Origin of the sequence: Polaromonas sp., from assembly GCF_035638815.1 — a bacterium.
In the GTDB taxonomy this organism is placed as follows: domain Bacteria; phylum Pseudomonadota; class Gammaproteobacteria; order Burkholderiales; family Burkholderiaceae_C; genus Polaromonas.
Window position 1 is genome coordinate 72,058 of sequence record NZ_DASQZG010000027.1, and the last position, 20,665, is coordinate 92,722.

Sequence of the window (20,665 nt, forward strand, 5' to 3'; positions counted from 1 at the left end):
GGTTCTATTTGCCCACCACCCAGGTCGCCAGAAAAATCAGGCCACCCACGAAGACCACGACACCTGCAAACCCGACAGCAACAATGTGCAGCGGCTTGAGCTGCTGGACATCCTGCTCGTAATCACCCCGGGCTCGCACACCGAAAAAAGACCAGCTCACCGCCTTGATGGTGCGCCAGAGCGAGCCCTTGCGTGTGGCAGACGGCGTCGTACTCATGCGCCCGGCTCCTGCTTCGGCGCTTCCACACTCACCGCCGCAACGGGTGCTGCGGGGGTTTTTCCACCGACTTCAAAGAAAGTGTAGGAAAGGGTGATGGTAGTCACGTCTTTGGACAGTTTGGGATCAATCACAAAGGCCACTGGCCACTGCTTTTTCTCTCCAGGTGCCAGGGTGTACTGGCTGAAACAAAAACATTCGAGCTTGTTGAAGTGTGCACCCGCCTGAGACGGCGCGTAACTTGGAATCGCCTGCGCCGACATGGTGCGGTCCTGGACATTCTGAAACTCGTACATCACCGTTGCTAGCTCGCCGGGATGCACCTGCACCGACCGCACAGCGGGTTTGAACAGCCAGGGACCGCGGGCATTGGCATCAAACTCCACCGTGATGCTGCGGCTGGTGTCTACCTGCGTGTTGGCCGACATTTTTGGCGTCGCGCCAGGAATCTGCCTGTCCCCGAGGGCCAGGATGTTGATGCCGGTCATCTCGCAGATGGCCTTGTAGATGGGCACCAGCGCATAACCGAAAGCAAACATGCCGAGCACAATCACGCCCAGCTTGCCCACCATACGGAAATTTTCGCGCTTCAGGCCCATGGATCAACCTTTGCCAAAAAAGACCAGCCGGGCCATGAAGCCAAGAAAAAACACAATGGCAACGGACGCCAGTATCAGCCCCAGCCTCGTGTTGTTCTTCTTTTGTTCAGGTGTCATGGCGTAGCAGAGGTCCCTAAAGCAGTTTAGTAACCCAGCACCTTGGTGGCGGTGGCGTCCAGACGGGGTGGTGTCTCAAAGGTATGGAAAGGCGCAGGAGAAGCGACTTCCCACTCCAGACCTTCCGCACCTTCCCATGGGCGCTGCGGGGCTTTCTCACCCTTGCCGCGCATGGTGGGTATGACGATGAAGAGGAAGAAATAAACTTGCGCCAGACCGAAGCCAAATGCCCCCACCGAGGCCACCATGTTGAAGTCGGCAAACTGCATCGGGTAGTCCGCATAGCGGCGTGGCATGCCGGCCAACCCGAGGAAGTGCATCGGGAAAAATGTGATGTTGAAGAAAATCAGCGACATCCAGAAATGCCATTTGCCGCGCGTCTCGTTGTACATCACACCCGTCCACTTGGGCACCCAGTAGTAGTAGCCTGCGAAGAGAGCATAGAGTGAGCCGGCCACCAGCACATAGTGGAAGTGGGCCACCACGTAGTAGGTGTCCTGCAACTGGATGTCAATCGGTGCAACCGACAAGATCACGCCGGTGAGGCCACCCATGGTGAACACGAAGATGAAACCGACTGCAAACAACATCGGCGTCTCGAAGGACATCGAGCCCTTCCACATGGTCGCAATCCAGTTGAAGACCTTCACGCCCGTAGGAACCGCAATCAACATGGTCGAGTACATGAAAAAGAGCTGACCGGTCACAGGCATCCCGGTGGTAAACATGTGGTGAGCCCAGACCACAAAGCTCAGGATGGCGATGGAGCCCGTGGCATACACCATGGACGCGTAGCCAAACAGGCGTTTGCGGGCAAAGGCCGGGATGATCTGGCTGATGATGCCGAAGGCCGGCAAGATCATGATGTACACCTCGGGGTGGCCGAAGAACCAGAAGATGTGCTGATACATGACCGGATCACCACCGCCGGCTGGATTGAAGAAACTGGTGCCGAAGTGGCGGTCAGTCAGCGTCATGGTGATGGCGCCGGCCAACACGGGCATCACAGCGATCAGCAGGTAGGCCGTGATCAGCCATGTCCAGCAGAACATCGGCATTTTCATCAGCGTCATGCCGGGAGCGCGCATGTTCAGAATGGTCACGATAATGTTGATCGATCCCATGATGGAGGACGCGCCCAGGATGTGCAGCGCAAAAATACCGGCATCCATGGAAGGACCCATTTGCAGGGTCAGGGGAGCGTACAGAGTCCAGCCTGCCGCAGGTGCGCCACCAGGCATGAAGAAGGAGCCGGCAATCATCACGCCAGCAGGGATCAACAGCCAGAAACTGAAATTATTCATGCGGGCAAAAGCCATGTCAGCTGCGCCAATTTGCAGCGGAATCATCCAGTTCGCAAATCCCACAAACGCCGGCATGATGGCCCCGAACACCATGATCAGACCGTGCATGGTGGTGAGCTGATTGAAGAGCTCAGGGTTGACCAGTTGCAGCCCGGGCTGAAACAGCTCGGCCCGGATGCCCAGCGCCAGAACGCCGCCCAGCATGAACATGGTAAAACTGAACAACAGGTACAGCGTACCAATGTCCTTGTGGTTGGTCGCAAATACCCAACGACGCCAGCCCGTGGGGGCATGGTGATCATGGTCATGCGCGTGATCGTGATGGTCTAGAACTGCACTCATCTGGCTTCCTTTGATGGCTTGTCTGCGGCTGGTATGTATTGGCCGATGGGAGACGGTATGGTCTGGTGGCTTGTTTACTTGCGGGCAGCCTGAAATTCAGCTGGCTGCACGAGCTCGCCGGTCTGGTTGGACCAGTTGTTGCGGGTGTAGGTGGCCACGGCAGCCAAATCGGTGTCGCTCAGCGACTTCCATGGGGGCATGGCGCCGCCAGCGGCACCGTTGAGCAAAATCTGGATTTGTTTGCCATGGTCCTTGTCCAGCACAATGGCCGAGCCGTCGAGCGCCTTGATGGGACCGGCACCTTTGCCCGTTGCCTGATGGCAGGAGGCGCAATTGGCGGCATAGACTTTTTCGCCACGCGCCTTGAGCTCAGGCAGAGCCCAGACCTTGGAAGGATCATCCGCCTTGGCTGCGGCTTCCTTGGCTTTGACTGCCACCCATTTGGAATAGTCTTCGCGCGAGACCACTTTCACGTGTACCGGCATGTAGGCATGCTCTTTGCCGCACAGCTCAGCGCATTGGCCGTAAAAGTCGCCCGTTTTTTCGGCGCGAAACCATGTGTCGCGAACAAACCCCGGGATGGCATCCTGCTTGATACCGAAAGCCGGCACCGCAAACGCATGGATTACGTCGTTGGCCGTGGTGATGATGCGGATTTTCTGGTTAACCGGGACAACCAGCGGGTTGTCCACCTTGAGCAGATAGTTATCAGGGGCTTCGCCCTTTTTGGGACCGCCGTTGTTGGACATTTCGCGGTGCGTGCTGTCCAGCGTGGAGACGAAGCCAATGCCTTCACCTTCCCCCTTGATGTAGTCATAGCCCCACTTCCACTGCATGCCAGTGGCCTTGATGGTCAGATCGGCGCTGGTGGTGTCCTTTGAGGCCACCAGCAGCTTGGTAGCAGGCAGGGCCATCACGATCACGATGACAAAAGGAACAATGGTCCAGATGATCTCGACAGTGGTGGATTCGTGAAAGTTGGCAGACTTGGCGCCAACAGACTTGCGATGCTTCCAGACCGAATAAAACATCACGCCGAACACCGCCAGAAAAATGACGAGGCAGATGGCCATGATGAACCAGTGCAGCCATTGCTGCTCTTCGGCAATCTTGGTCACCGCGGGGTGCAAATTGAGCTGATTGACAGCCGGGCCACCAGGCAGGTCGTTCACCGCGTAAGCTGCATTGCTCGCCCAAACCGCCAGCCATGCCACAAGGGCGGCTGGCTTGCGGCTAACTTGCATGGCGAAGGTTTTCAAAACTGCGCCTGCTTGCTTCATGCCTGACCCTATCGTTGTGCGTACGTTCATCGTGATCACTTTTATTGCCCCAATTACCGACTGATTAGCTGAGTAAACCGCTGATTATAAAGTTAGCCCTGCCCCTACCGGGATCACCCCGGTCCAAACGCTCTGACTTTCCCGCCTTGACTCAACATCCACGCAACGCTTGACGAATTTCCCGGGCCAGTGCGGGCCGCAATTCAGGGCGCACATGGCGCCCCACCTTGACAGACTGGCCCTGCCCCGACACCTCGATCAGCGATCCGTCGCCGGCTTTGGGTTCAACACGAACCCACTGCCGATTGAACTCTGCGCGCTCCAGACGTCCTGCGCTTTCAAGCTCCACCACCAGCTGGCCGCCCTGCAAAACAATCCGCTCTCCGTCAGTGGCGTGGCGGGCATAACTCCAGAACGCAGCAACCACCAACAAAAGCTCAAGTGACGCAAAAGGCAGCACCAGAGGGACACCCTGAGACCAGAAAAACGCGGCGATGCCCAGAGACACGCCGCACAGCGACACATAAAGCCAGCCAAGCTGGACAGGAGTCACGGAACAATTGCGTTTGAGCAGCCATTGAACAACTTGCGGCCCCTGCCCGCCGGAGCTGGATGCAATCGTGAAACGAACTGCTGAGTTGGTGTGCGACACAGGTGCAACACTTGGAAATTCGCCGCCGATCAAACATATTCGGCCGCCAGGTGCGTGGGAACATACCCAAAAATTCAACTTTGGATTGTAGCCGGGATTACCCCGTACAAGCCCCTTAGCGAGGCTTAAACCCGAGTGAGCCGCCCGTGGTAGGCAACCTCAACTTCCCCCGCGCGACCCCTGCAGGATGGCCCGCATGTCCTGCACGGACACGGCGCTCAGGGCACTGACCTTGACCTTGGGCTGGGGTTTGAGCGCATGACCATAGATGATCTCAAAGGTCAGGGTCAGCTGGCCATCGGCCTGGCGCGGCATGTGTTGCTCCAGTGACTGGATCAGACGCTGCTTCCATTCCCGGCCGCGCAAGGTGGAAAACCGCCCGGGGTGCAGGTTACGCCCCAATTCGCGCAATTCGAGCAACAAGCGCTCAGCCGTTTCAAAGGTCAGCGTGATGCGCTCCATGTCCATGACCGGTTCAGCAAAACCGGTTTGCACCAGCATGTCACCCCAGTCATGCATGTCGGTTAGCTGGTGTCCAGCAGGCGGCCAGCCCATGGCGTGATAAACCTCGCGTAACTCCCGTGTGGTGTCAGGGCCCAGACACGAAAACATGACAAAACCGCCAACCTTCAGCGACTCATGCCACTGCGCCAGCAAAGCCTGAGGGTCGGAGGCTTCGTGCAGCGCCATGTTGGCCCATAACATGTCCACCGTGGCTGGCGGTGGCGACTGGAAAACCACCGGCGGCGCAACCCATCGTTTTGGGCTCCACCATGGACTCACTATCTTTTTAATAGCATTCTTTGCCCGCAGTTCCTGGGCTTCCACCACAAAACACGATGCATCCGCGTACGCTGCAGCGAGCTGACGGTGCGCCCGCAAACCGCCGCGCACGGCGCCCCAATCGGCCCAGGCCTTGGGTTTGAGTTTGATCCATTGCAGCCTGTCCAGCATGCGATGCGCCACCTCCTCATGCAGCCACGGCGACGCCAAAGGCGCCACCTGCTGCCAGCGCGCGGCGGCCTGCGGGTCGATGGTGGGGGGGCGGTCGGTTGCCATGGAGTAGCCAAAAGAGGAAAGCGGAGGGAAAGCGCCGAGTATATTGACCGCATGTCGCTGAGCCCTCCATTCCTGGCGTCCGCGCTGCAAAACCTGGCCAGCCAGTGCGCGGTCTGCCACTCCTGGCCTGCGCGCCGTGTTTGCATTTCATGCATGGCCCGCTTCGGGCAGGCCATACCCCGGTGCACTACGTGCGCTCTGGCCCTTCCTGCCGATCTGTCCATGGGAAAGGGCCGCCCGTCAGCACAATGCGCGGCCTGTATCCGGCATCCGCCCCCGCTCCACGCCTGTTTTGCTGCCGTCGCTTATGCCTATCCATGGTCCGTGCTTTTGACGGACTACAAATTTGGTCTGGATGCAGCGTGGGCCGGTGAATTCGCGACTTTGCTGGGCCAGACGCCGGGCGTGAGCGAGGCCTTAACCAACCTGGAGGCCCGCGACCTGTTGATTCCCATGCCGCTCTCCGCAGAGCGCCTTCAGTCACGCGGCTTCAACCAGGCGTGGGAGCTTGCCAAGGCACTTGCCGTTCAAAGTCGCTCGCCGGTCCGACCGGACGCCCGACTGCTGCTTCGCATTAAAAACACCCCGCCCCAGGCACAGCTCAAGCGCGAGGCGCGGCTGCAGAACGTCAAAGGCGCTTTCATCGTCGATCCTTTGCGCACTCAGGAAGTCGCTTGCCGCCGCGTGGTGCTGGTGGATGACGTGATGACCAGTGGCGCGTCGCTTTTCACCGCCGCGCAGGCCCTGCGTGACGCCGGTGCCGCGCATATCACCGCGCTGGTTATCGCGCGCACTGAGAACTAGAGCCCCACACGATGGCCCCCACGGTCGTTCACTTCATGTAACTCCCTGCCCCCCGAGGGGGCCGCTGCGCCTGCGGACTGGCGAAGCCAGATCCGCGGCCCCGGCTTGACGAAGAGCTGCCCGCCATGACCCACTGTTGGAGGGTTCGGGACCGACGACAATCTCATCATGTTCAACATCGTTCTCGTCGAGCCCGAAATACCACCCAACACCGGCAATGTCATCCGGCTGGCTGCCAACACAGGTTGCCGCCTGCATCTGGTGGAGCCGCTGGGGTTTTCGATGGACGACAAACACATGCGGCGGGCCGGGCTGGACTATCACGAGTACGCTGAGCTGAGGCGCCACGCGGGGTGGCAGGCTTTTCTGGATACCGAAAACCCCGACCCCGCCCGCCTTTTTGCGCTGACGACGCGCGGCACTCGACTGGTTTACGAGTGCGCCTTTCAGGCCGGCGACTGGCTGGTGTTTGGGTCAGAGACCCGGGGCCTGGCGCCAGAACTGCGTGAGACCTTCGCCCCTGAACAGCGCCTCAAGTTACCGATGCTGAGCGGTCAACGCAGTCTGAATTTGTCGAATGCGGTCGCTGTGACCGTATTTGAGGCCTGGCGGCAAAACGGATTTGCGGCGCCAGGTTGAGGATGGCTCGTCAGGGGTAGCGCCTCACCAGTGACTCAGCCACGCAGACAGGCTTGGTCGCACCCTCCCGCTCCACCGTCACTTCCCAGGTCATCTGCACACCATCGTTGTCAATCGGCTCGCAGGCCAGCAGTTTCATGCGCGCACGCAGGCGGCTGCCTACCGGCACTGGCGCTGTAAAACGCACCTTATTGAGTCCGTAATTAACCCCCATGCGGCTTTGCACAATTTCAAAGGCGGATTCGAAAAACTGGGGAAGCAGCGACAAGGTCAAAAAGCCGTGTGCGATCGGCGCGCCAAAAGGGCCGCTTGCTGCTTTTTCCGGGTCCACATGAATCCACTGGTGGTCGCCCGTTGCGTCGGCAAACAGATTGACCTGTGCCTGGGTGATGGTCAGCCAGTCGCTGACAGCGACTTCCTCGCCCACGCAGGCGGCCAGTTCTGAAAGTGTCTGAAAAGTTTTCATCGCCCCACTGTAGCGGGGCGCCAGGCGCAGGCTTGTACTGCCCGCGACAGCCAGACTATTGGTCCAGCCAGCGACAGATCCCCGCCCACTGTTCCAGGTCTTTTTCAACCCGGCTTGGGGCCACGTCAAACAGGGTGAGGCCGCGGGCTGCCAGGTGAATATAGTTTTGCGTGTCCCGTACGTACCCAAGAACGGGCAAACCCAGACTCTCGACGAAGCTGCGCAGCTTGTCAGCGGCGATGGTCCGCGCATCAACACGCATGCCCACAATCCCGACCTGCATCTTGCCGGCATGACGGTGTTCTGCCAACTGGTCCAGAAAGGCGCGGGTGGCAAAGATGTCAAACACGCTGGGCTGAAGCGGCACGATCAGCTTGTCGGCCATTTTGACGATATCGTTGAAGCGCCAGCCATGAAGCCCGCCCGGCGTGTCCAGCACCACGTGGGTTGTGCCTTTGGGCGGTCTGGCGATCAGGTCCGCGTTGACGTCCCAGGTGGTCATGGGTCGCGCGGCTGGCGGCCGGAGCCCAAGCCATAGGCGCGAGGACTGCTGCCGGTCCGCATCTCCCAGCATGACCGCGTGGCCCTGGCTGGCGTAGTAGCCTGCAACATTGGTAGCCAGCGTCGTCTTGCCGACGCCGCCCTTTGGATTGGCAATCACAACCACAGGCATGCGAATCTCCTGAAATTTTTACACGATGGTAACTGGTAAAGCCCGTGGCACCGCCATTAGCGCCTGGTCATCCGCCGCTTGCATGCGCGCGCTGCGCAATACCGATCAAATACGCCTTTTGCCCAATGATCACGGGGAAAGTTTGCTATGTTTTGAGTAGCAACGATGTACCGGGTCGTCGGGGCCCAGTTAATTGCGTCTTTCCTGCGCTTCCTGCCTTTGCTGCTGCATGGCGCGGCGCTCCGCACAAATAGGGTGGTTGGTGAAGGCGGGTTTGGCGCATTGCTCGTTCATACAAACCTGAAAACCGAGCAAAATCCGGTCCTCGCAAGCCTGCCGCGGGCTGCCGGCAGGGGCTGCGGGTCTCGGCTCGACTGTCGCCGTGGCGGCAGCTTCTCTTGCCGCCGGCTTGTCGGACGAAGCCCTGGATTGCTGCATTTTTTCGAGTGCAGCAGCGACCCGCTTGGCCGCTGGCCGGGAAGCAGGGGCCACAGGCGGCACCGCTGGCGCTGTGGCCACCGGACCAGCGGGCTTGGCGGCTGATGACTCGGCGGGTAGCGCGACAGGCGATGTCATCGCCGGAGTGGCAGTCACCGCACCAGGCGCGTCGGGGGTGGCCACATTGGCAACTGGCGCTGGCGCCCCTGACAACAACTTGAAAGCAATACCGGCCACTACCAGCAATGCCACACCAGCGAGTGCCAGCACCGGCATTTTGGAACGGCCGGCAGGTGGGGGGCTTGGGACCTCTGACGTCGCCTTCGCAGGGGCTGGCTCTGCGGATACCGCTGGCGCTGCATCCGTTAATTTGGCGCCAGGTGGGGACACGGCCGCCACCGCTGGTGCAGCGGGGGCAGCGGAAGGCGCTGCGGCGGGCGCCGCATTTGCAACCATGCGGGTCGCATCGGGATCGTCAGCCGCAGGCGCTTCTGCGGCGCGCGGCATAACGAGCGTCGGCTCCATGCCGTTTTGAGCCTGCAAACGGCTCCACTGTGACTCGGGCTCGCGGGACACCGGGAGCGTCCCGGTAATGGTCATCGAGTTGGTGAGTGATGCCTCAGACACGCCATTGCCAGTGAGCTTTTTGACGCGGCGTCGCGCGAGATCGGCGTAGATGCCGGAAGGAAACTTGTCAAGAAACCCCTCCAGGTCTTCAAGGTCGTCGGTGTCCTTGATGTCCTTCCAGTAGACCAGCTCCAGCTCCTGCGTGACAGTTGACCCGCTGTCCGTACCCGACGTCCTCATCTTGATGGTGGAACCGCCCACGCGGGATTGCGCAATCCCTGTGTCCGTGGCCATACCGCCCGGGCGGCCGGGCTGGCTGACTGGGGGAACAATCGTCGGGTCAGACACCTGGTTGCTCGCCTGCTGCAGCGCTTGCGCAAACTCCTCTGCACTTGCAAAACGCAGATCCCGCTTTTTGGCGAGCGCGCGTGACACCACAGCGTCGATGGCCGGCGGCAACAAGGCATTGATAGCGCTGGGCGCGACCGGGCTGTGGCTGACGATTTGCTGGATGATGGAAAAATCGGTATCGCCGTCAAACGGCCTTTTACCCGTCAGCAACTGATACAACACAATGCCAGCGGCAAAAAGATCAGAGCGGGCATCGACCGGCAGGCCCTGCACCTGCTCGGGCGACATGTACTTGAGGGTGCCGACCATGGTGCCCTGGGTGCGCGTGGCCTCGCCAGAATCCTGTATACGCGCCACGCCGAAATCGGTCAGTTTGACCCTGCCGCTCGCTTCTATTAACAAATTGGCTGGCTTGACATCGCGGTGCACGATGTTTTGCCGGTGGGCATATGCCAGCGCAGACAACAACTCGCGAACCATGCCCAGCGACTGCTCCAGCGAATAAAGTTTGCCGCTGTCCAGATGATGCTTCAGGTCTTCGCCCTGAATGAACTCCATGACCAGATAGGCCATGTCATCGTGGCGGTCCGAGTCATAAACGCTGACGATGTTGGGGTGTTGCAGCCGGGCCGCCGAACGGGCTTCGGTTTTAAAACGCGCCTCGTATTCAACGGCGGCTTCCTGCGAGAGGTTTTCCACCTTGATGGTCTTGATCGCGACGCGGCGGTCCAGATTGGGATCAAGCGCCTCATATACCAAGCCCATCGCACCCTTGCCGAGCACGCGAACAATGTCATATCGACCAAGCTTTTTCAGACTCATGGGGTGATGGCGCGCCGGCGGGTAACGTTTGGAAACAGACCGATTTTAGCCTGCGACGGCAGCAGCGATGAGGGGTAAATCCCCTCAGTTACTGATCGAAAAACTGATCAGGGGACTGCCCTCTTTGCGCTCACAACCAGCAGAAATCTGGCCGCTACCGACCAGATAACACTCTGTACGGCGCAGCACCACCGCTTCGCTCTGATTGCCAAAGTAAACCCAGCTACCGTAGCTTGAAGCGTCGCTCAGCACAAACTGTCCGCCGCGCCACTCCAGCGTGGCGTGCATTCTGGACACGCGCGGGTCGTTCAGGGCCAGCGAAGCGCCTGCACCCCGCCCGATCGAGACTTTGGGACTCGCCGCATGGATTTTGACCACTTGCTCGCCGGCCACCAGCTCCAGGACTTGCCTGGAGGCTTCTGACACCATGGAGCGACCCATCATCGTGGCGTCCTCGTCGCGCCCGGTATGCCACTCGACGCGGTAGATGTGACTGGCTTCAGCCTTGCCGCGCAAATGCATGGGGCCCAGGCTGCGCAGCGAGGCACGCTGCAGGGGTGCCAGCGCGGTCCAGACGTTCTGGGTGGTCAAAATCTGGGCCGCACCGGCCAGATCAGCCAGGCGCGCTGCTGAATTAACCGTGTCGCCGAAAAAGTCGCCGTCGATCTCAACCACCTCGCCCGACTCGATACCCATCTGCATTTGCACCGGCGGCCCGCTGCCGCCGGCCAGGATGGGCTTGTCGGTCAGGCGCTTCTGGATGCCAATGCAGGCAGCGAGCGCATCGCCTTCATTTGGGAAAACAACAAATAAGCCGTCCCCCAGCAATTTAACGATGCGCCCGTTGTGCTGCTCAAAATCCTGGCTCATCGCGCCCACTAGCTGGGTGAGAAAACGCGATGCGGTCTCGTCACCCAACCGCTCGAACATGCTGGTGCTTCCCACCAGATCGGCAAACACAACCGTGGTCATGCCGGCTGCCTAGCGGTAAACGGTGACACATCAGGTATTGGGCTCATCCGGGGATTTTCACCGATTCACCGCCGGCATGTGGTGATGTTTTCACCCTACTTTGGGCGGGTGCGTCTATTTCAGACCGTCCCAGAGCAGCTTGCAGCCGGTCAGAAACATGCCGAAGTAGAGCAGACGATAAAACAAAACCGGATTGATGCGCCTTGCCAGCCTCACGCCTATCCACACGCCAATCGGCGCAATCGGCAGGAGCACGAGGGATGTCGCCATGTTGCGCAGATCAAGCAGGCCAAGCCAGGCGTAGGGAATCCATTTGGACAGATTGATGACAAAAAAGAAAAAGGCCAGTGTTGCGGTGAAGTTCAATGGCGACAGGCGCAGGGGAATCACATAGGCGCTGATGGGCGGACCACCGGCATGGGCGATGAAACTGGTGAAGCCGGAGGTAACGGTGAGCACCGCGCCCAGCCAGCGCGGCGGCGGAGGACTGTCGGGCCGCGGGGGAAACAAAAGTCGCTGGGCCAGAAACAGCAAGGTGAAGGCGCCGACAATTCCCGCAACCGTGTTGGCGGCAAGTACCTTGAAGAGCAGCATGCCGGTCAGGGTCCCCAGCAGACCAAAAGGAACCAGAAACTTCAGCAACCGCAGGTCAAAATTTTTGCGAAACGCTGCCATCCCAAGCAAGTCCATCAGCAATAGAACCGGCATCAGGATGGCTGCCGCCTCGGGCACCGTTACGGCCAGCGCCATCATGGGCACAGCCAGCGAGCCAAAGCCAGCGCCAAAACCACTTTTGCTGATGCCCAGCAGCAGCACCGCAGGGATGGCGATGGCGTAAAAAAATGGGTCTGTGATCAAGGGGAAGCCGCTTTTGTGAGAAAAATAAGCGTTTCGCCCTTTATGCACGGGCGATAGTAGCTATCAAAACAGGAGCGCGTGCAAGAGGGCGGCGCTGAAAAACTTTGCCTTAAACGCGCTCAAGAATAATCGCAATCCCCTGCCCCACACCAATACACATGGTGCACAGGGCATAACGCCCGCCGGTACGGTGCAGCTGATTCACGGCGGTGGTTACCAGTCGCGCGCCAGACGCGCCCAGGGGGTGGCCCAGCGCAATCGCGCCGCCATTCGGGTTGACGCGCACATCGTCGTCCTGCAGGCCCAACAGCCGCAGCACCGCCAGCCCTTGCGCAGCAAAGGCCTCGTTCAGTTCGATCACGTTCATTTGCGCAAGACTCAAGCCCGTCAGATCCAGTACTTTTTGCGTTGCGGGTGCGGGCCCTATGCCCATGATGCGCGGCGGTACACCGGCCGCTGCCATGCCAACAATGCGGGCCCGCGGCGTCAACCCGTTTTGCCTCGCAGCTTCCTCATTTGCAATCAGCAGCGCACACGCGCCGTCGTTGACGCCGGAGGCATTCCCAGCGGTCACGCTGCCGTCCGGCCGGACGGCGCCTTTAAGTTTTGCCAACGCTTCCATCGAGGTTTCGCGGGGATGTTCATCCTTGCTGACCACCACGGGCTCGCCCTTTTTCTGCGCGATGCTGACTGGCGTGATCTCAGCGTCAAAGAAACCCGACTTCTGCGCGGCCACCGCTTTCAGCTGTGAAGCCAGCGCCATCCTGTCCTGATCCTCACGGCTGATGTTGTAATCGGTCGCCACGTTTTCGGCGGTTTCGGGCATGGCGTCCACGCCATATTTTTCTTTCATCAGCTTGTTGACAAAGCGCCAGCCAATGGTGGTGTCGTAGATCTGCGCGGCGCGGCTGAAAGCGCTCTCGGCCTTCGCCATCACAAAAGGCGCGCGGCTCATGCTTTCAACGCCACCGGCAATCATCATGCGGGCCTCACCCGCCTTAATGGCGCGCGCGGCGGTACCCACCGCATCCATGCCGGAGCCGCAGAGACGGTTGATGGTGCTGCCCGGCAACTCCAGCGGCAAGCCCGCCAGCAAGCTAGCCATGTGCGCAACGTTGCGGTTGTCCTCGCCGGCCTGATTGACGCAGCCGTAGATCACGTCTGTCACCGCGAGCCAGTCGACGTTGGGGTTGCGCGCCATCAACGCCTTCAAGGGCACGGCGCCCAGATCGTCGGTGCGCACGCTGCTTAGCGAGCCGCCATAACGGCCGAACGGAGTACGGATCGCGTCGCAGATAAATGCTTCGATGGTCATGGTGTCTCTCTGTTTTCCGTTCGCACTGAGCCTGTCGAAGTGCTTGCGTGAAGATGTGGTGAAAGGGCTTCGACAGGCTCAGCCCGAACGGATGGGTGAATTCACTTCTGGATCGGCAGGCCGATCAGTTGCTCGAGTTCGGCGTGGTCCAGTCCGTCAACTACATCGATGAGCTTCAGTCCCGCTGGCAAGCATTCAAGCGTTGCAAGCTCCGAGTAGATGCGCTTGACACAGCCGATGCCAGTGAGCGGATAAGTGCAGGTTTTCACCACCTTGCTCTCACCCTTTTTGGTCAACAAATCCATCATGACCCAGGTTTGCTTGGCGCCGATGGCCAGGTCCATGGCGCCGCCCACCGCTGGTATGGCGCCCGGCTCGCCGGTGCTCCAGTTCGCCAAGTCTCCCGTGCTGGAAACCTGAAACGCGCCCAGCACACAGATGTCCAGATGACCGCCGCGCATCATGGCAAAACTGTCGGCATGATGGAAATAGGCACCGCCCTTGAGCAGGGTTACGGGCTGCTTGCCGGCGTTGATCAAATCGAAGTCTTCGTCAGTCTGAAGCGGCGCAGGACCCATGCCAAGAATGCCGTTTTCGCTCTGCAAAATGACCTCAATGCCTTCAGGCAAATGGTTGGCCACCAAAGTGGGCATGCCAATGCCGAGGTTCACATAAGCGCCATCGTGAATGTCCCGTGCGACGCGGGCCGCCAGTTCGTCCTTGCTGCGTTTTCGGTAAGTCATGATTTGAAGCCCCCGCCCTGCGTTGCCACACGGTCGATTTTCAGAACCTTGTGCACAAAGATGCCCGGGGTCACGATGTGCTCGGGATCCAGTTCGCCCAGCTCGGCAATGTCATGCACCGTGGCAACCGTGTGTTTGGCGGCGGTGGCCATGACCGGGCCAAAGTTGCGGGCAGCCTTGCGGTAAGTCAGGTTGCCCCAGCGGTCTCCGCGCTCGGCCTTGATCAAGGCCAGATCGCCGTGAATTGGCATTTCCAGAACATGCGGTTTGCCGTTGATTTCGCGGGTTTCCCTGGCCGTTCCATCCGGATTGTTGGCCAGCGCGGTGCCATAAGCCGTGGGCGAAAAAAAGGCCCCTATTCCGGCACCTGCTGCACGGATTCGCTCCGCCAGATTGCCTTGAGGCACCAGCTCCAGCTCCAATTTGCCGGCGCGGTACAAGCCGTCAAACACCTGACTGTCAGCCTGGCGCGGAAAACTGCAGATGATTTTGCGCACCCGCCCCATCTTCAGCAACGCAGCCAGGCCCAACTCGCCATTGCCCGCATTGTTGTTGACCACGGTCAAGTCTTTGGCGCCCTGCTCTATCAGGCCGTCAATCAATTCGATGGGAATCCCCGCCGTGCCGAACCCGCCTATCAGAACAGTCGCACCGTCCCGCACATTGCCCAGCGCGTCGGCCACTGAGCGGGCTATCTTGTTAATCATCTGACACTCTCCGACCTGCAGTCAATGAAGCACCTGTGACCCGCATTAACGAGTTTTTGTTCTTATGTAGAACAATTGTTCGTATAATGAATTTTAGGAGATTTTCCCCAACATGGCAATTGCGGCCAACTCAAGCACCCCGGATGGACTGCCCGGCCCCAAACCGGGCGACAGCTATGTCCAGTCTTTTGCGCGTGGACTGGAAGTCATCCGCTCGTTCAGCGCCCAGTCGCCGCAACAGACACTCAGCGAGGTCGCCATGCGCAGCGGTCTCAGTCGCGCTGGTGCGCGACGCATTCTGCTCACGCTGCAAACACTGGGTTACGTCACAAGCGATGGAAAACACTTTTCGCTGACGCCGCGTATCCTGGACCTCGGCTTTGCCTACCTCTCGTCCATGCCCATCTGGGGGTTGGCCGAACCCGTTATGGAAGGGCTGGCGGCAGAGGTCAAAGAGTCGTGTTCAGCGGCCGTGCTGGAGGGCACAGACATCGTTTATGTGATGCGTGTGTCCACCCACAAAATCATGAGCATCGCGCTGGGGGTCGGCTCCCGACTTCCCGCGTATTGCACATCCATGGGCCGTGTTTTGCTGGCCGGTCTACCAGACAAGGATGTCATCGCTTGCCTGAAGGCTTCACGACCCGCGGCTTTAACGCGGCACACCGTGACAGACCTCGAAGCACTACGCCAGAAAATTGACCAGACACGCAAGCAGGGCTGGAGTCTGGTCAATCAGGAATTGGAAGAAGGATTGATATCGATGGCAGCGCCGATTCGCGACCGGTCAGGGCGCACGGTTGCGGCCCTTAATATCAGCGGACAGGCCAACCGCAGCGGCGCCAAACTGATGCAGGAAACCATGCTGCCGCCACTGCTGGCCGCAGCACAATCAATCTCTCACATGCTCAATGCTCAGCGCTGACCGTGGACCAGCGCATCCCGGTTTCAGGTGCGTCAGGCCTTCAGGATTTACGCCCGCCCATCACCAGCACCACGGCGCCCAAAACGATGGCCCCGAGACTGAGCCACTGCGGGAAGTTGACGGTTTTTTCTTCTTTCACCGTGAGTTGAATCGGACCGATTTTTGCAGCGGTCGTGTCTTTGGTGAAGCTGAAGCCCCCGGTGAAAAAACCGGCCAGGCCCAGCACGATCAAAACGATGCCGGTGATTCTCATTGCGTTCATATATTTTTCCTCGCCGGATGATTGGATATACCGGAGCGCGCTTGCCGGTATCCCGCTGCCGTGCCAGTAATTTACGCGAAGAGTCCCGAAAACACCGTAGGACATTCCCGAGCGGGCACAAAGAAGCCGGCCCTTCGCATGCTACGCTAAGTACATGTTCACTCCTTCGCAAGCCGATGTCCGCCGATTTTTTTGCTCCGTATATGCCAAAACCCAATCGGGACAGCCGCTTGAAGCTATCGAAACAATAGCAAGCCAATGGCTTGAGGATCATCCCGAGTACCACCGGGATTTTGCGGATGTCAACGCGGCGCTGGAAAAGATGTACGACGTTGAGGCAGGCAACACCAACCCCTTCCTGCATCTTTCCATGCACCTGTCCATCAGCGAGCAGTGCTCCATTGACCAACCACGCGGCATACGTCAGGCCGTGGAATTGCTCGCAGCCAAGCGCAATTCACTGCACGACGCACACCACGAAGCCATGGATTGCCTGGGAAAAATGGTCTGGGAAAGCCAGCGCGCGGGACGCCAGCCGGACGGGGCGGCCTATATTGACTGTGTGCAGCGCCAGGCTACAAAAGATTGAATCCACACAAATAAAAAAGCCCCGGGTTGCGGGGCTTTTTTATTTGTGTGGAAGCAGCAGCTTACCGGAATCTTTTCTGCGGAATCACTTGCAGGTCACCCTCAACAGAGGCCATGTAATTGGCCAGTAGTTTCAGTTCTGCGTTGGAGTACTGCTTGGCCATGCCGGACATGATGGCGTTGCCGCGCCCGACCTTGGCGTTGTTCTCAACCTTGTAGGCCTTGAGCGCCACAAACAGATAGTCGGCATGCTGGCCACCCAGCTTGGGATAGCTGGGATCAATCGGCTTGCTGAAATCTGCACCGTGGCAGGAAGCGCAATTGGCTTTGGCCAAAAGGGCAGCCACGGCAGGACTTGGCGTTTTGGCTGTTCTGGTGGCCGGTGCAGCACCCTCGGTAACGCCATGGGCGCTGTAGTAAGCGGATAAATCGGCAATATCCTGGTCGCTCAGCGTCTCGGAAATACCGCGCATCGTGGGGTGTTTGCGCTCGCCTTTTTTGTAGGCGTTCAAAGCAGATGTAAGGTATTTGGCGCTCTGACCCGAGATCATCGGGACTTTGTACACCTCTGGAAAGCTGGCCTGATAGCCCTTGATGCCATGACAGCCGATACACATGGCGATCTTGGTTTCGCCGGCTTTGACATCGCCCTTGAGGTCCTGGGAATGGGCCGTTACCGTCACAAATGAGACAGCAAGGGCGAATATCGTGGTGAACAGCTTGGTCATTTTGCGCGCACAATCAGGTGAGAATTTGCTATAAAAACAGTCTCTGATTATATCTGCGCCTGCTGCGGCCAAGTCAGGCGCGCTGCCAATCACCGCAGATTCACCGCCCTCCAGTCCCCTCTTTGCTGCAAACCATGAAATTCCAAGGCTCCAAAAACTACGTCGCCACGCAGGACCTGATGCTGGCGGTCAACGCCTCCGCCACCCTCAAAAAACCGCTTCTCGTCAAAGGTGAACCCGGCACCGGCAAGACCATGCTGGCCGAGGAAGTGGCGCAGGCGCTCAACTTGCCGCTTCTTCAGTGGCACATCAAGTCCACCACCAAGGCGCAGCAGGGTCTGTATGAATACGACGCAGTTTCGCGGCTGCGGGACTCGCAACTGGGTGATGAGAAGGTCAAGGACATCCACAACTACATCATCAAGGGTGTGCTCTGGCAGGCCTTCACCGCCGACGAACCCGTGGCGTTGCTGATCGACGAAATCGACAAGGCCGACATCGAGTTTCCCAACGACTTGCTGCGCGAAATCGACCGCATGGAGTTTTACTGCTACGAAACGCGCGAGCTGATCAAGGCCAAACACCGGCCGCTGGTTTTTATCACCTCCAACAACGAAAAAGAACTGCCCGACGCCTTTTTGCGCCGCTGCTTTTTTCACTACATCAAGTTTCCCGACGCCGAAACGATGAAGCAGATTGTCGACGTTCACTTTCCGGGGTTAAAGAAAGAACTGCTGGCTGCTGCAATGAAAACGTTTTATGACGTGCGCAACCTGCCGGGCCTGAAGAAAAAGCCGTCGACCAGCGAACTGCTGGACTGGCTCAAGCTGCTAGTGGCCGAAGACATTCCGCTTGAGGCCCTGCAAAGCAAGGAAGACAAAGTCGCCGTGCCGCCTCTCGTGGGCGCACTGCTCAAAAACGAGCAAGACGTCACCTTGTTTGAAAAACTGGTGTTCATGCAACGCCACAACCGATAAACCGCTAAAAGGCCTGTCGCACCATGACGCAAGAAACCCGCAAACTGCTGCTTGAGGGCGTGTCCGACGCCGTTGGATTTGTTGGCGGCGCACTGGCTGCTTTTTGGCTGGGCCGTCTTTTGGGCTTTGACATCTTCGCTGAAGGTTATGGCAACAGCGCCATCATCGGCATCGTGATGGTTGGCATAGGCGGTGGTCTTGGCCTTCAAATAGCGCGGCGCTGGCGCCGTGCGCAGGTCAAAAAGGAAAGCGACGAGCCATGAGCTTTGTGCAGGCGGTCACGCTTTCAGATCGCGGTGTGGAACTGGTGCCGCTTGCCTTTGAACACGAAGCCGGACTGCGCGCTGCCGCTGCTGATGGCGAGTTGTGGAAGCTGCGCATCACCTCTGTCCCGGAGCCGGAGCAGACCAAAACCTATATTGAAGACGCACTCAAAGCCCGCGAAGCCGGCCACCGCTTTGCCTTCGCCGTGAGCGACGCCGCTACCGGCACGGTTCTCGGCAGCAGCAGCTATCACGACATTCTCCCGGCCGTTAAACGCGTTGAGATTGGCTACACCTGGTACGCCGCGCGCTGCCAGCGCACCCACGTCAACACCACCTGCAAACTGCTGATGCTGACACACGCCTTTGAGACGCTGGGCTGCAACGTGGTGGGTTGGCGTACCGACAATTTCAACCACGCCTCGCAGCGCGCCATCGAGCGCCTGGGCGCTCGCAAGGACGGCGTGATCCGCGGGCACGCGTTGCGGCGCGACGGCACGATTCGCGACACCGTCATGTACAGCCTGCGTTCGGGCGAGTGGCCGGAAGTGAAAGCTCAGCTGGTGTACATGCTTGACAAACCAAGGTCATCCTGAGGAGAGTCAATATGCTGATCGACTTCTTCTACACCCTGCGTTCGGCCAAGCTGCCGGTCTCCGTCAAGGAATACCTGACGCTGCTCGAAGCGCTACAGGCCGGCGTCGTTGGCCCTAACAGTGGCACACCCGACGGCGAGTTTGGTGAAGGGGCGTACAAGATCGACGACTTCTATTACCTGAGCCGCACGGTGCTGGTGAAGGACGAAAAGCACTACGACAAGTTTGACCGCGCCTTCGCGGCCTACTTCAAGGGTGTCGAGATGATTGCCGACTTCACCAAGGACATTCCGCTGGAGTGGCTGCGCAAAAACCTGGAGCTTGAACTGAGCCCCGAGGAGAAAGCCAAGATTGAAAAAATGGGTTGGGACGAACTCATGGAAACGCTGAAAAAGCGTTTTGAAGAGCAGAAAGAGCGCCACGAAGGCGGCAGCAAGTGGATAGGCACCGGTGGCACCTCGCCCTTTGGCGCCAACGGTTTCAACCCCCAAGGCATTCGCATCGGTCAGGAAAAAAGCCGCAACAAAAGCGCCGTGAAGGTGTGGGACCAGCGTGCGTACAAGGACTACGACGACACGCAGGAGCTGGGTACACGCAACATCAAGGTGGCGCTGCGCCGGCTTCGCAAGTTTGCGCGCGAGGGGCATGTTGAAGAGCTGGACCTGGACGACACCATCCGATCCACAGCCGCCAACGCCGGCTGGCTTGACATCAAGATGGTGCCCGAACGCCACAACAACGTGAAGGTGCTGCTACTGATGGACGTGGGCGGCACCATGGACGAACACATCGCGCGTGTTGAAGAACTGTTCTCAGCCACCAAAACCGAGTTCAAGCACATCGAGTTCTATTACTTCCACAACTGCGTCTATGACTTCATGTGGAAGAACAACCGCAGGCGCTTCAGCGAAAAGTTTGCCACCTGGGACATCATCCGCAAGTACAACAAGGACTACAAACTGATCTTTGTCGGCGACGCGACCATGAGCCCCTACGAAATTTTGCAGCCAGGCGGCAGTGTTGAATACAACAACGAAGAAGCCGGCGCCGAGTGGATGCAGCGCCTGACCAACGCCTTTCCAAAGTTTGTCTGGATCAACCCGGAGCCTCAAGGCGTGTGGCAATACCGTCAGAGCATCAGCGTGATCCAGCAACTGGTGAATCAGCGCATGTTTCCCCTGACGATCAAGGGGCTGGAAGAGGCGATGCGGCTGCTCTCGAAGTAGCTTGCGAGCCGAGCCCCGCAGGCGCTTGCCCAGCGAATACAATTTGGGCTCCCCGCGAATTGCCGGGATTTGCCGCCATAGTTCAATGGATAGAACGAGTGCCTCCTAAGCGCTAGATACAGGTTCGATTCCTGTTGGTGGTACCAAACGCTCCAGTTTTAATAGCAGACTTCTC

General features: G+C 59.0%; 25 protein-coding genes and 1 tRNA gene. 9 read left to right on the plus strand and 17 right to left on the minus strand.

Annotation, left to right across the window (positions count from 1 at the left end; all coding sequences use genetic code 11):
* Positions 1 to 4: 4 nt before the first annotated feature.
* The 7 genes from VE934_RS16500 to VE934_RS16530 all read right to left on the minus strand — a co-directional run bounded on the left by VE934_RS16500 (position 5) and on the right by VE934_RS16530 (position 5,570).
* Positions 5 to 217, minus strand: a complete 213-nt coding sequence (locus VE934_RS16500) for a DUF2970 domain-containing protein (protein ID WP_324889511.1) — start codon at positions 215 to 217, stop codon at positions 5 to 7.
* Positions 214 to 816, minus strand: a complete 603-nt coding sequence (locus VE934_RS16505) for a cytochrome c oxidase assembly protein (RefSeq protein WP_324889513.1) — start codon at positions 814 to 816, stop codon at positions 214 to 216. The genes VE934_RS16500 and VE934_RS16505 overlap by 4 nt, the downstream gene beginning before the upstream one ends.
* A 3-nt stretch (positions 817 to 819) precedes the next feature.
* A complete protein-coding gene (locus tag VE934_RS16510; RefSeq protein WP_324889515.1) occupies positions 820 to 933 on the minus strand; it encodes a cytochrome oxidase small assembly protein in 114 nt (37 codons plus the stop codon).
* A 26-nt stretch (positions 934 to 959) separates the two neighbouring features.
* Positions 960 to 2,579, minus strand: a complete 1,620-nt coding sequence (gene ctaD / locus VE934_RS16515; protein ID WP_324889517.1) for a cytochrome c oxidase subunit I — start codon at positions 2,577 to 2,579, stop codon at positions 960 to 962.
* Between the two features lie 74 nt (positions 2,580 to 2,653).
* The gene (gene coxB, locus VE934_RS16520; RefSeq protein ID WP_324889672.1) at positions 2,654 to 3,823 is read right to left on the minus strand and encodes a cytochrome c oxidase subunit II; all 1,170 of its coding nucleotides are present in this window, start codon (positions 3,821 to 3,823) and stop codon (positions 2,654 to 2,656) included.
* Between the two features lie 187 nt (positions 3,824 to 4,010).
* Positions 4,011 to 4,511: a DUF2244 domain-containing protein gene (locus VE934_RS16525; protein ID WP_324889519.1), complete on the minus strand. Its 501-nt coding sequence runs from the start codon at positions 4,509 to 4,511 to the stop codon at positions 4,011 to 4,013.
* A gap of 159 nt (positions 4,512 to 4,670) precedes the next feature.
* On the minus strand, positions 4,671 to 5,570 hold the full coding sequence (locus VE934_RS16530; RefSeq protein WP_324889521.1) for a biotin synthase: 900 nt from the start codon (positions 5,568 to 5,570) through the stop codon (positions 4,671 to 4,673).
* A 51-nt stretch (positions 5,571 to 5,621) separates the two neighbouring features.
* Here VE934_RS16530 and VE934_RS16535 point away from each other — a divergent pair, with 51 nt between their 5' ends.
* Together VE934_RS16535 and trmL are read left to right on the plus strand one after the other, a co-directional pair.
* The gene (locus VE934_RS16535) at positions 5,622 to 6,374 is read left to right on the plus strand and encodes a ComF family protein (protein WP_324889523.1); all 753 of its coding nucleotides are present in this window, start codon (positions 5,622 to 5,624) and stop codon (positions 6,372 to 6,374) included.
* Between the two features lie 168 nt (positions 6,375 to 6,542).
* Positions 6,543 to 7,013, plus strand: coding sequence for a tRNA (uridine(34)/cytosine(34)/5-carboxymethylaminomethyluridine(34)-2'-O)-methyltransferase TrmL (gene trmL, locus VE934_RS16540; RefSeq protein WP_324889525.1), 471 nt, complete (start codon positions 6,543 to 6,545; stop codon positions 7,011 to 7,013).
* A 10-nt stretch (positions 7,014 to 7,023) separates the two neighbouring features.
* On the opposite strand, the gene VE934_RS16545 is transcribed toward trmL, so the two are convergent.
* The 8 genes from VE934_RS16545 to VE934_RS16580 all read right to left on the minus strand — a co-directional run bounded on the left by VE934_RS16545 (position 7,024) and on the right by VE934_RS16580 (position 14,925).
* Positions 7,024 to 7,479 (minus strand): MaoC family dehydratase, encoded by a 456-nt coding sequence (locus VE934_RS16545; protein WP_324889527.1) that lies wholly within the window; start codon positions 7,477 to 7,479, stop codon positions 7,024 to 7,026.
* A 55-nt stretch (positions 7,480 to 7,534) separates the two neighbouring features.
* Entirely contained in the window at positions 7,535 to 8,152 is a 618-nt protein-coding gene (locus VE934_RS16550; protein ID WP_324889530.1) for a ParA family protein, read from the minus strand.
* Between the two features lie 189 nt (positions 8,153 to 8,341).
* Complete coding sequence (locus VE934_RS16555; protein ID WP_324889532.1) at positions 8,342 to 10,330, minus strand: serine/threonine-protein kinase; 1,989 nt, start codon at positions 10,328 to 10,330, stop codon at positions 8,342 to 8,344.
* Positions 10,331 to 10,414: 84 nt separating this feature from the next.
* Positions 10,415 to 11,302: an adenylate/guanylate cyclase domain-containing protein gene (locus VE934_RS16560; protein ID WP_324889534.1), complete on the minus strand. Its 888-nt coding sequence runs from the start codon at positions 11,300 to 11,302 to the stop codon at positions 10,415 to 10,417.
* Positions 11,303 to 11,416: 114 nt separating this feature from the next.
* Complete coding sequence (locus tag VE934_RS16565; protein ID WP_324889536.1) at positions 11,417 to 12,160, minus strand: sulfite exporter TauE/SafE family protein; 744 nt, start codon at positions 12,158 to 12,160, stop codon at positions 11,417 to 11,419.
* Between the two features lie 109 nt (positions 12,161 to 12,269).
* A complete protein-coding gene (gene pcaF, locus VE934_RS16570) occupies positions 12,270 to 13,475 on the minus strand; it encodes a 3-oxoadipyl-CoA thiolase (RefSeq protein ID WP_324889538.1) in 1,206 nt (401 codons plus the stop codon).
* 101 nt (positions 13,476 to 13,576) lie between these two features.
* The gene (locus VE934_RS16575) at positions 13,577 to 14,218 is read right to left on the minus strand and encodes a 3-oxoacid CoA-transferase subunit B (RefSeq protein ID WP_324889540.1); all 642 of its coding nucleotides are present in this window, start codon (positions 14,216 to 14,218) and stop codon (positions 13,577 to 13,579) included.
* Positions 14,215 to 14,925, minus strand: a complete 711-nt coding sequence (locus VE934_RS16580; RefSeq protein WP_324889542.1) for a 3-oxoacid CoA-transferase subunit A — start codon at positions 14,923 to 14,925, stop codon at positions 14,215 to 14,217. The genes VE934_RS16575 and VE934_RS16580 overlap by 4 nt, the downstream gene beginning before the upstream one ends.
* 112 nt (positions 14,926 to 15,037) lie before the next feature.
* On the opposite strand from VE934_RS16580, the gene VE934_RS16585 reads away from it, so the two are divergent.
* Positions 15,038 to 15,850, plus strand: a complete 813-nt coding sequence (locus VE934_RS16585; RefSeq protein WP_324889544.1) for an IclR family transcriptional regulator — start codon at positions 15,038 to 15,040, stop codon at positions 15,848 to 15,850.
* A 40-nt stretch (positions 15,851 to 15,890) separates the two neighbouring features.
* Here VE934_RS16585 and VE934_RS16590 read toward each other — a convergent pair whose 3' ends face one another.
* Positions 15,891 to 16,112 carry a hypothetical protein gene (locus VE934_RS16590; protein WP_324889546.1) on the minus strand — a complete coding sequence of 74 codons (222 nt, stop codon included), beginning with the start codon at positions 16,110 to 16,112 and terminating at the stop codon, positions 15,891 to 15,893.
* 154 nt (positions 16,113 to 16,266) lie between these two features.
* Between VE934_RS16590 and VE934_RS16595 the strand changes: the two genes are divergently transcribed.
* The gene (locus tag VE934_RS16595; protein WP_324889548.1) at positions 16,267 to 16,701 is read left to right on the plus strand and encodes a DUF1841 family protein; all 435 of its coding nucleotides are present in this window, start codon (positions 16,267 to 16,269) and stop codon (positions 16,699 to 16,701) included.
* 61 nt (positions 16,702 to 16,762) lie between these two features.
* Here VE934_RS16595 and VE934_RS16600 read toward each other — a convergent pair whose 3' ends face one another.
* Entirely contained in the window at positions 16,763 to 17,428 is a 666-nt protein-coding gene (locus tag VE934_RS16600) for a c-type cytochrome (RefSeq protein WP_324889550.1), read from the minus strand.
* 134 nt (positions 17,429 to 17,562) lie between these two features.
* Here VE934_RS16600 and VE934_RS16605 point away from each other — a divergent pair, with 134 nt between their 5' ends.
* The 5 genes from VE934_RS16605 to VE934_RS16625 all read left to right on the plus strand — a co-directional run bounded on the left by VE934_RS16605 (position 17,563) and on the right by VE934_RS16625 (position 20,636).
* Positions 17,563 to 18,405 carry a MoxR family ATPase gene (locus tag VE934_RS16605; RefSeq protein ID WP_324889552.1) on the plus strand — a complete coding sequence of 281 codons (843 nt, stop codon included), beginning with the start codon at positions 17,563 to 17,565 and terminating at the stop codon, positions 18,403 to 18,405.
* 23 nt (positions 18,406 to 18,428) lie between these two features.
* Complete coding sequence (locus tag VE934_RS16610) at positions 18,429 to 18,668, plus strand: hypothetical protein (protein WP_324889554.1); 240 nt, start codon at positions 18,429 to 18,431, stop codon at positions 18,666 to 18,668.
* The gene (locus VE934_RS16615; protein WP_324889556.1) at positions 18,665 to 19,264 is read left to right on the plus strand and encodes a GNAT family N-acetyltransferase; all 600 of its coding nucleotides are present in this window, start codon (positions 18,665 to 18,667) and stop codon (positions 19,262 to 19,264) included. Before VE934_RS16610 ends, VE934_RS16615 begins: the two co-directional genes overlap by 4 nt.
* A gap of 11 nt (positions 19,265 to 19,275) precedes the next feature.
* A complete protein-coding gene (locus tag VE934_RS16620; protein WP_324889558.1) occupies positions 19,276 to 20,490 on the plus strand; it encodes a VWA domain-containing protein in 1,215 nt (404 codons plus the stop codon).
* A 71-nt stretch (positions 20,491 to 20,561) separates the two neighbouring features.
* Positions 20,562 to 20,636: transfer RNA gene (locus VE934_RS16625), tRNA-Arg, on the plus strand.
* Positions 20,637 to 20,665: the final 29 nt, after the last annotated feature.